This is a genomic window from Bacillus sp. RC242 (assembly GCF_044908245.1).
In the GTDB taxonomy this organism is placed as follows: Bacteria; Bacillota; Bacilli; order Bacillales; family Bacillaceae_G; genus Bacillus_A; species Bacillus_A mycoides.
In genome coordinates, this window is record NZ_JBIYCZ010000028.1 from 21,639 (window position 1) to 29,772 (window position 8,134).

General features: G+C 31.8%; 8 protein-coding genes and 1 pseudogene. 5 read left to right on the forward strand and 4 right to left on the reverse strand.

The annotated features are described in order from the left end of the window. The first annotated feature begins 29 nt into the window (after positions 1–29). A complete protein-coding gene (locus ABH957_RS28715) occupies positions 30–257 on the forward strand; it encodes a hypothetical protein (protein WP_098430888.1) in 228 nt (75 codons plus the stop codon). Positions 258–585: 328 nt separating this feature from the next. Here the strand turns inward: ABH957_RS28715 and ABH957_RS28720 are convergent, their stop codons facing one another. Further along, positions 586–915, reverse strand: coding sequence for a hypothetical protein (locus tag ABH957_RS28720; RefSeq protein ID WP_016083241.1), 330 nt, complete (start codon positions 913–915; stop codon positions 586–588). Positions 916–1,309: 394 nt separating this feature from the next. Between ABH957_RS28720 and ABH957_RS28725 the strand changes: the two are divergent. Together ABH957_RS28725 and ABH957_RS28730 are read left to right on the forward strand one after the other, a co-directional pair. Further along, positions 1,310–1,707, forward strand: a pseudogene (locus ABH957_RS28725) (helix-turn-helix transcriptional regulator). Positions 1,708–2,016: 309 nt separating this feature from the next. Then, positions 2,017–2,607, forward strand: coding sequence for a MerR family transcriptional regulator (locus ABH957_RS28730; RefSeq protein ID WP_404512818.1), 591 nt, complete (start codon positions 2,017–2,019; stop codon positions 2,605–2,607). Between the two features lie 122 nt (positions 2,608–2,729). On the opposite strand, the gene ABH957_RS28735 is transcribed toward ABH957_RS28730, so the two are convergent. From ABH957_RS28735 to ABH957_RS28745, 3 genes are read right to left on the reverse strand one after another with little or no spacing between them, the layout of a single operon-like run. Further along, a complete protein-coding gene (locus ABH957_RS28735; RefSeq protein WP_404512820.1) occupies positions 2,730–3,020 on the reverse strand; it encodes a hypothetical protein in 291 nt (96 codons plus the stop codon). Positions 3,021–3,061: 41 nt separating this feature from the next. Continuing rightward, positions 3,062–3,454: a hypothetical protein gene (locus ABH957_RS28740; protein ID WP_404512822.1), complete on the reverse strand. Its 393-nt coding sequence runs from the start codon at positions 3,452–3,454 to the stop codon at positions 3,062–3,064. 14 nt (positions 3,455–3,468) lie between these two features. Continuing rightward, positions 3,469–4,299: a ParA family protein gene (locus ABH957_RS28745; RefSeq protein ID WP_404512824.1), complete on the reverse strand. Its 831-nt coding sequence runs from the start codon at positions 4,297–4,299 to the stop codon at positions 3,469–3,471. A gap of 2,039 nt (positions 4,300–6,338) precedes the next feature. Here ABH957_RS28745 and ABH957_RS28750 point away from each other — a divergent pair. Then, positions 6,339–7,631: a helix-turn-helix domain-containing protein gene (locus ABH957_RS28750; protein ID WP_404512826.1), complete on the forward strand. Its 1,293-nt coding sequence runs from the start codon at positions 6,339–6,341 to the stop codon at positions 7,629–7,631. 184 nt (positions 7,632–7,815) lie between these two features. Continuing rightward, a partial coding sequence (locus tag ABH957_RS28755; protein WP_404512828.1) for a hypothetical protein occupies positions 7,816–8,134 on the forward strand: 319 nt, incomplete at its 3' end.

Here is an 8,134-nt window from a genome sequence, read left to right on the forward strand (position 1 = left end):
TCTGGATAAAAGGTAGAAGGAGATAGACAATGACAGAAATCATTAAAGAGATTGTTTCCCAAAACAAAAGATACAAGGTTCAAGTTATCAAACGAAATAATGGCTTTTTCACTACAGAAGTTTTTGCGTGGTTTGAGGATTATGGATATAAGCATTGGGCTCCTATTAAACAAGGAATATCGTTAATTGATACAGAAAAACATGCTATAGCCATAGCAATGGAAGATTTAAAAGTGTATTCAGGTGAAAATGATTAATCGGTGTGGATTACACTTATCTCTGAACAAGAGAGGAGATTGCTGTAATATTAAAAATTAGCTTCCTATAACGATAATTATGTAAATGAGCTGTCCAAATGGATGGCTTATTTTATTTTTTGCTTATCGTGGTTTTTTTCCAAAATGCTGGCGGTACCCCTATTAGTGTATTTGATGATAAAAATGGTTAAAATCATGTTTTTTATCGATTTAGTTTACACAATGGATATACAGTTAACTAAAAATGAAAGTTTACATTTGAAAATGAACAATAAAAAACAGTAGTGTATAAAATCACTACTGTTTTTTATTGTTTCTTATAAGTGAATTATTTGTATTCCTGTCTATATAATTTAAATGAATAAATAGCTCCAATAAAGAATACAAAAGCTTCAAATAATATAAAGATTTGACGGAAATTCTCAATATCTTTACCAACTAAAGAAATAAATATAGCATTCATTAGAATTTGAGTAGTAAACATACGAGAAGTAATTTTTAAATAAATAGCATTTGTTCTTTCATCTGGTTTACCAATTTTTTTGTAAATAATAATAAGTGCAATTACTGAACCCAAAAATAGAAGTGCTGTAAGTCCTACAACGATATTGAAATTGCCTGTACTTTCTAACATCCATTTATTTAATAGATCAATCATTATTATCTTCCTTTCCTACATAAGAGAATATTTCGTTCTTCTTTTTCACTATAATAAAAAAAGAAAAAGGAAAACATCGAACTTTCTTACAAACATTCGTGTATTCTTACAGTTTTGTCATTTTGTAAATGTATTCATCGCCTTGCCTTTCACTATTTTCTTTGGAAAACATAGTGAATTACGAGAAAAAGCGCTACAAGATCAACTTCCGAGAACGAAAATTATGTAAATAAGCTGCCCATATGGACAGCTTATTTTATTTTTTGCTTAGCGTGGGTTTTTTCCGAAATGCTGGTGGTACCCAATTGTGAACTATTGGTTTACATGTATAGAACTGATAGTTTCTTTATTTTTTATTGTTTTATGTGTAATAATTTTTTAAGAGGTGAAGGGGATGAGTTTAGGTCAACAATTAAAAAAGTTTCGTGAATCACAAAATCTTTCCCAAGAAGATGTAGCGAAAAAAATTAGAGTAACTAGACAAGCTGTTTATAAATGGGAGAATGATAAAAGCTATCCTGATATTGATAATTTGATTATTCTTAGTGAGTTTTACAATGTAACACTAGATGATCTGATAAAGGGAAATGATAGTTTCAAAAAAAAATAAAGATTGATGATAAAAATTACGTTAGTTTCTATATAAGTTTTATCTTAATATTTGTAGGGATATGTATAAAATCATCATTAGTCTTTGGATTAGGAATTTTATTGCCTATATTTTATGATAGTTTTAAAAAAATGATTAGCTCTATTATTGGTGAATTTAAGTCAATAATTAAAGGGAATTGAGTTGTTTATAAAAAAAGAAGTATAAAATGTTTTTCTATGCTTCTTTTTAATGTAAATTTTTATTCAAAAGTTTACATTCGAAAATGAACAATAAAAAACAGTAGTGTATAAAATCACTACTGTTTTTTATTGTTTCTTGCAAGTGCATTATTTAAATTCCTGCCTATATAATTTAAACGAATAAATAGCTCCAACGAAGAATACAAAGAAAAGTAATACCGTTAAAAGTCCTGTATAAACAAGGCTTTTTTCTTTGCAGGAATTTCTTAACCACCATGGAATACTCTCATTAGGAGGTGTTGTGACGTTATGACGGATGAAATTGTTTATTCTGCTAGTGAAGTATACAAACGACTAGGAATAAGTGATAGCACCCTTAGAAAGTACATGGAAGTATTATTACGCGAGGGATTTGCTGTAAAGAAGGATAATCGCGGCAGACGCCAATACACAGATCATGACGTTATGGTGATTGAGAAGTTAATTGAACTCAGCAAGCATGACGGCATGACACTAGAGAAGGCAGCGAAGATGATTGCGCAGAGATTAGAAATTGCCAATCCAAATGCGGAGACAGAGGAATCCCAAGAAACGGATCTAATCCCATTCCACACTCAACAGCAACTCCAACAACAATACAGCGTTATGGCGAAAGAAATGAATCAGAGTATATTAGTGATGGAAGAACGATTAAGTGAACAGGCTAAGCAAAGCAACGAAGAAGTTAAAGCGAGCATAGAAGCACATAATGAGCGAGTGGAAAAACGATTGGAAGCTCGAGATGAGACGTTGATGAAAACGCTATGTGAGATGCAGGAAACGAAGAGATTAATGCAGGAATTTCGGGATGAAGTCGCTGCTACGAAAGAAAAGAAAAAGCTGTGGTGGCGCTTCTGGTAAGGGGTTTTAATAAAGTACGATAAAGTAGAAAAGTATACATTTCTACTTAGTTGAAGTTTGTATGTGTCTTTAGATATACAATAAAAAGAAGTACCCCTAATTAGAACAAGGGATACTTCTTTTTATATTCCGATCAGTAACTTAAATTTCATTTTTTGCTCTGCAGTTAATTCATTTTCTACATAATGAGTTATAAGTAAATCAATTATTTCGTGAGCGAATTTTGTATTGGTAATTTTCATTAGTGCTTCAAGTTCTTCTTTGAATTGGCTAGGAATTTTAATACTTCCTTGTTGGTTTTTAAATTTCTTTTTCTCAGCCGCTTGTATTTTCTTTTCTGTGTTCGTAGTTAAATCTGAGTTGTCAGTAATAGGCGTAACTGTTACTACAAATGAATTATTCTTATTTTCCACAGATACCACTCCTATTTAAAACTTTTTGCTTGTTATTTCTTTTACAGCATTTCATAAAGGTGCTTGTACATCCCTTTATAACCTTCAGATTGTCTCGTTGTTAGCTTAGTATTTACATAGCTTTCAAGAAGCATATCGATAATACTATTAATTGATGCTTTATCCATGCTTTCTTGTTCTTTTATAAATGGTTTAAGTGTATTTAGCTTTAATAAAACAGCTGGTGAAATTTTAGCCGTTTTAGATGGAACTAAACGTTGATCTGGCTTCTCAGGAGCAGTTACTTTTGCTTTATTGATGATAGGTTTAATAACTTGCTTCTTAACGGACTCACTATTACGACTAAAATCGTTAGTTCCTTTTATCTGCACACCTTTGTCATTTAAAGTGTTTCCAGGTTCTGTGACTATAGGCTGAAATGGTACTTTAGGCATTATGAACCCCCTCCTTAAGCATTAATAGTAGCAAAATAGTTTTCATGTTCATTAAGTTCGCTAAGAACATCGATGAATAGTTGATGAGCCTTTTTATCCCACATATCAATATTTCCGCTAACGTTAACATTTTTATGGATTCCTTCAATATCGTACACTTTTAGCCGCTCTTGATATCTCACGATTGTATCTAGAACGTTTCCACCATACATTTCCTGAGCTTGTTGTAATACTTTATTATCCACTCGTTTTCCTTGATGTAGCATCATTGGAATAATACCCAAAACTTGTAGGTCTGCATCATAAGTTTCTGCTAAGAACTGCATATAAGCGATATATGTTTGAGCACCTTCTAAAGATAACTCTTGTGTTTGTAGAACGATGATACAATAATCAGCTGCTATCATAGCGTTATCTGAGTAGTCACTGATTGTTGGTGGTACATCAATGTAAATACGATCATATTTATCTTTTAATGGTTCAAGTAATTTCTTTAAATATGTAATTTGTGCGAGTTCATCCTCTGGGAACATATCAAAGAGGAGTTTTGATAGTTTTCTAAATGATGTATTAGATGGAACAATGTCCAAATTCTCGATGACTGGAATAATCTCATTCTCTAAATTTTGATTTAGAAATGCATCCGTAATAGACTTGTCTATTTGTTCAATGTCACCTGTTTTTGCAAGGACTCTTGTAGCGTTACCCTGAGGATCCATATCCACTAAAAGACATTTTTCATTAAATACAGTAGCTGCTTCATAAGCTAACATTGTTGCTGTTTTTGTTTTTCCAACTCCACCTTTAAAGTTACCGATCACGTATGTAGTTGCTTGTCTAGTCATTTTCGACATCCCTCCATAAAACTCCGAATAAGTATACCTTTGAGTAAAATTTAACATCTACATACAATATTCGCAACAGTATACCGTAGAAAAGTTTATATTTTTTAAACGGATTTATCGAAAGAGTAGAAAAGTATACTAAAGCGTAAGATTTTTTAGTATACTTTTCTACATTTCTACTTATGCGTAGTTTATATGATGGGTAATTTTGAAGATAGAAAAGTATACATTTCTACTTACGCGTAGTTTATGTGGTTTTTCTCTATATACTGGTAACTAAGGGTTAATTACAATTTCTAAGGATGAATGAATATAAAATATGGGGTTAAAAGTATACATTTCTACTTATGCGTAAGTTGGGAGGGGTATACTGAATTTGAAAGTCAGGTAGAAAAGTATACTTTTACACTTTTTCGTAGTTCTACATTTCTACTTATGCGTAGTTTTAAGTTGTCATTTCGCTGTTTACAAACAAAAAAGCTTGTTGTAACGTAATAAACAACAAGCATCATTCTACAAAACAAAACATATTTTGATATTTTAAATAAATGAAGATCGATAGAACAATTGAATATGAACAGAACATAAAAAAGCCACTCCCATATGCTATCGGCTACCAACCTTTAGCGGGAATGACTCATTTCTAGTAATTGATACCAACACTTACTAGGATAACCTGAAACCAAGCAGGAATTAGGTTTAAGTAGTGTACCACCACTATCCTTAAACAATTATATCTTTCGACTAGGCTTATTTGATATACCCATTTTATCTATGATTTGGCTAAAATTCAACTAGTAAATGCTAGAATTGATTATTTTGTAGTCCAAAAGATATATAACGGGCATCTCTAAACCTAGAAGTCTTGTGAATGTACAGGTTATTTAGGAATTGGAGATGCCTTTTTGTTTTTTGTTCGCGTGGAATTGCCTGAAACCACGTAAATAAAAACTGATAAGCCGTGATTCCGTGCTGCATACATTTGGCGGGAACGTGTTACGGTGTGGCTAGCTGTTGGTCGTGCAGGGGGTACAGAGTATACGCCTACAAAAACAGCACCCCTCACTGGAATCCTGTTCTTTTGGTGAGGGGGGGCGAGAACTTGCCCAGGGAGGATTCTCTAAAAGGTTCGGGGGGTTATCGTTAGCATTACGGTGCTAGGGAGTATATTCAGTTTGTCGTGTAGGGACGATATTACAAGGACAAGCCATAGAAAAAAGGGTGTATGCGGTGAAAATCGCTGAGTGAACAGGGTCTATACATACGGATACCGTATAAGTGACCGCATGGAAAAAACAAAGACGCTTATCCATCTATTTTGATCGATTATTTTTTTGTGATCGTTCAAAGTAGGGGATAACTCTGTCTTCCAGCCGTATTCCATAATCGTTCCCACATGATAAAAAATCTTAAAACCTCCAGTCAAGGTTAATTGCGAAGAAAAGTTAAAAAAATATGAGATTGTATAAGACCTTGAGAGAACTACTCACTAAGATAGAGGAATAAATAAGGGAATTATAATTTACTTGGTTAGGGGATAAGGTAACGGAGGGTTAGAATAGGTCTTATTGCAGCATGTGATTTTATCAATCAGATATAGTACGTGAAATTTAAGAAAAACAGATTATAAAATTAATGCTTATTAGTAAAAAAACTATTTTGAAGGGGAATAGTTTTGGTTTATTGTTATCGTTGTAATGTAGAGAAAGATGAAAATGATTTCTATCTTTCTAGAATAGATTTACTAAGTTTAGAAGTGGAAGAGAAGAAAAAATTATATATGTAGGTTGTTTTTCTTAAGTAGAATGTATTTCAGCCTAAAGTTTTTAATTTTTCTGTAACTTGCTTCCATTGGAGAATTGAGTTTATTAGTTTTCATATGACCTCCAATACCACCTTAAAATTATAGATTTTACTCTTTTTTTTTCTTCATCATTAACATTTTAGTCTCTTAAGCTTGATAGTGATGTGGTCCTACCAATAATTCAAAATAATTAAATTATGTGATAAAATAAAATTACAGATAAAACCAATTGTGTATGTTGAATATTCAAGCAAGGGGTGGAATTATGCAAATAGGGGAAAGGATTCGTCAACTTAGGATTCACAAAGGATTAACACAAGGAGAATTAGTATCAGGAATATGCTCTATTCCATATTTAAGTAGGATTGAAAATGGACAAATTAAACCTTCCTATTCATTTCTACAAGCCATATCAATAAAATTAGAAATCGATATTTCTTTTCTTGTGGAAGTAAATATAAGCGGATTTGAAGAAAATCTAGTCCAAATATGTAATACATATCAAGAAGAAACAAAAATTACAGAAAAAGAATTATCTTTATTAGAATTGCATACTCGCGAAACACACTCTATCTTTATAACACTTAAAATTTTTGGTGTACTCATAACTTATTATACAAAAACAAACGAATTAACTAAATCAGAAGATTATTTATATCGTTCATTTAATATAATACCTCAGACCATAGAAGATCAGTGGCATGCTGATTATGCATATTATCTTATAGCATGTGGTCGTTATTTTTATACAAAACAAAATTATATCAAGGCAAATACATACTTTTCACAAGCTGATAATTTGATGGAAGATGAAATTTCTTTAAAACGCGCTGACCTTTATTATAGTTTAAGTTTAGTTAAACAACGAGTTTCTCAAGATTTAACTATTTGTCGATTGTATTGCAAAAAAGCATACGATATATATACCCATTTAAATCTTAATTCACAAATAGCAGCAACCCTTATCACTCTAAGCTTACAATACGAATTAGATAATATGTATGATGAAGCACTTACTTATTTAAAACAAGCTGAAAAAATTGTTTCAGTTTTAAACCATTCAGCCTACCTATCTATTATAAAACATTATTACGGGAGGATTTTCCAAGGGTTAAAAGATTATAATACTGCTATTGAATTCTTTCAGAATTGTATTATAATGAGCGAGTCTCATCAAGAAGAAACAAATAAAATATATTCTATACGTCATTTAATCGAAATATATATAGAACTAAAAAATTGGCCAGAAGTTAATAAATTATTAGCTGATGCTTTTTATCTTACCAGCAAGCACGAAATGCCTTATGTTATCATAGAGTTGCACAGCTATAAAGCTTTAATTTTTAAAACACATGGGGATCACTACTCTTATGAAAAAGAGATGCAAAAAGCTATTGAATTGGGACAAGAAACTGCACAGAATTCTCTAGTTCAAAAACTAGCTAATGAATTAGGAGACCATTTTTACAATAACCGATCATATAAAATGTCTGCTAAATATTTCAAAATCGCCTTAGCAAGTGTATAAGCAAAGAAAATCTTCCATATGGAGGATTTTCTTTGCTTATACACTTGCTTTTTTCTTGTTAAATTACCATCTTTTAATACATGAAAAATAAGTTAAAAAATGGCGTTTTTTAACTTATTCTTTTTAACCACTCCTATCCTTTACTATTGAAATTAAGAAAACCAATTAAAGGAGTGTTATTAAAATGTTAAAAAAATCTGCAGTTCTTTCTATAGTAGGTACTATATTTATCACATACACGTCTCTATTTCCAAATCAAGCATTAGCAAAATCTGAGTCAACTGTATCTTCCGTTCATACTACTAGTTCAGCTCAATATACTAACGCAGAGCCAGGTATCCCTGCACCTTCTCATACTACTAGTTCAGCTCAATATACTAATGCAGAGCCGGGTATTCCTGCACCTTCTCATACTACTAGTTCAGCTCAATATACTAACGCAGAGCCAGGTATCCCTGCACCTTCTCATACTACTAGTTCAGCTCAATATACTAATGCAGAGC

Coding starts and splice junctions, on each gene's coding strand:
- ABH957_RS28745 (WP_404512824.1), bottom strand. CDS start 4,299: ATGACTAGACAAGCAACTACATACGTGATCGGTAACTTTAAAGGTGGA.
- ABH957_RS28730 (WP_404512818.1), top strand. CDS start 2,017: ATGACGGATGAAATTGTTTATTCTGCTAGTGAAGTATACAAACGACTA.
- ABH957_RS28740 (WP_404512822.1), bottom strand. CDS start 3,454: ATGCCTAAAGTACCATTTCAGCCTATAGTCACAGAACCTGGAAACACT.
- ABH957_RS28715 (WP_098430888.1), top strand. CDS start 30: ATGACAGAAATCATTAAAGAGATTGTTTCCCAAAACAAAAGATACAAG.
- ABH957_RS28720 (WP_016083241.1), bottom strand. CDS start 915: ATGATTGATCTATTAAATAAATGGATGTTAGAAAGTACAGGCAATTTC.
- ABH957_RS28750 (WP_404512826.1), top strand. CDS start 6,339: ATGTTGAATATTCAAGCAAGGGGTGGAATTATGCAAATAGGGGAAAGG.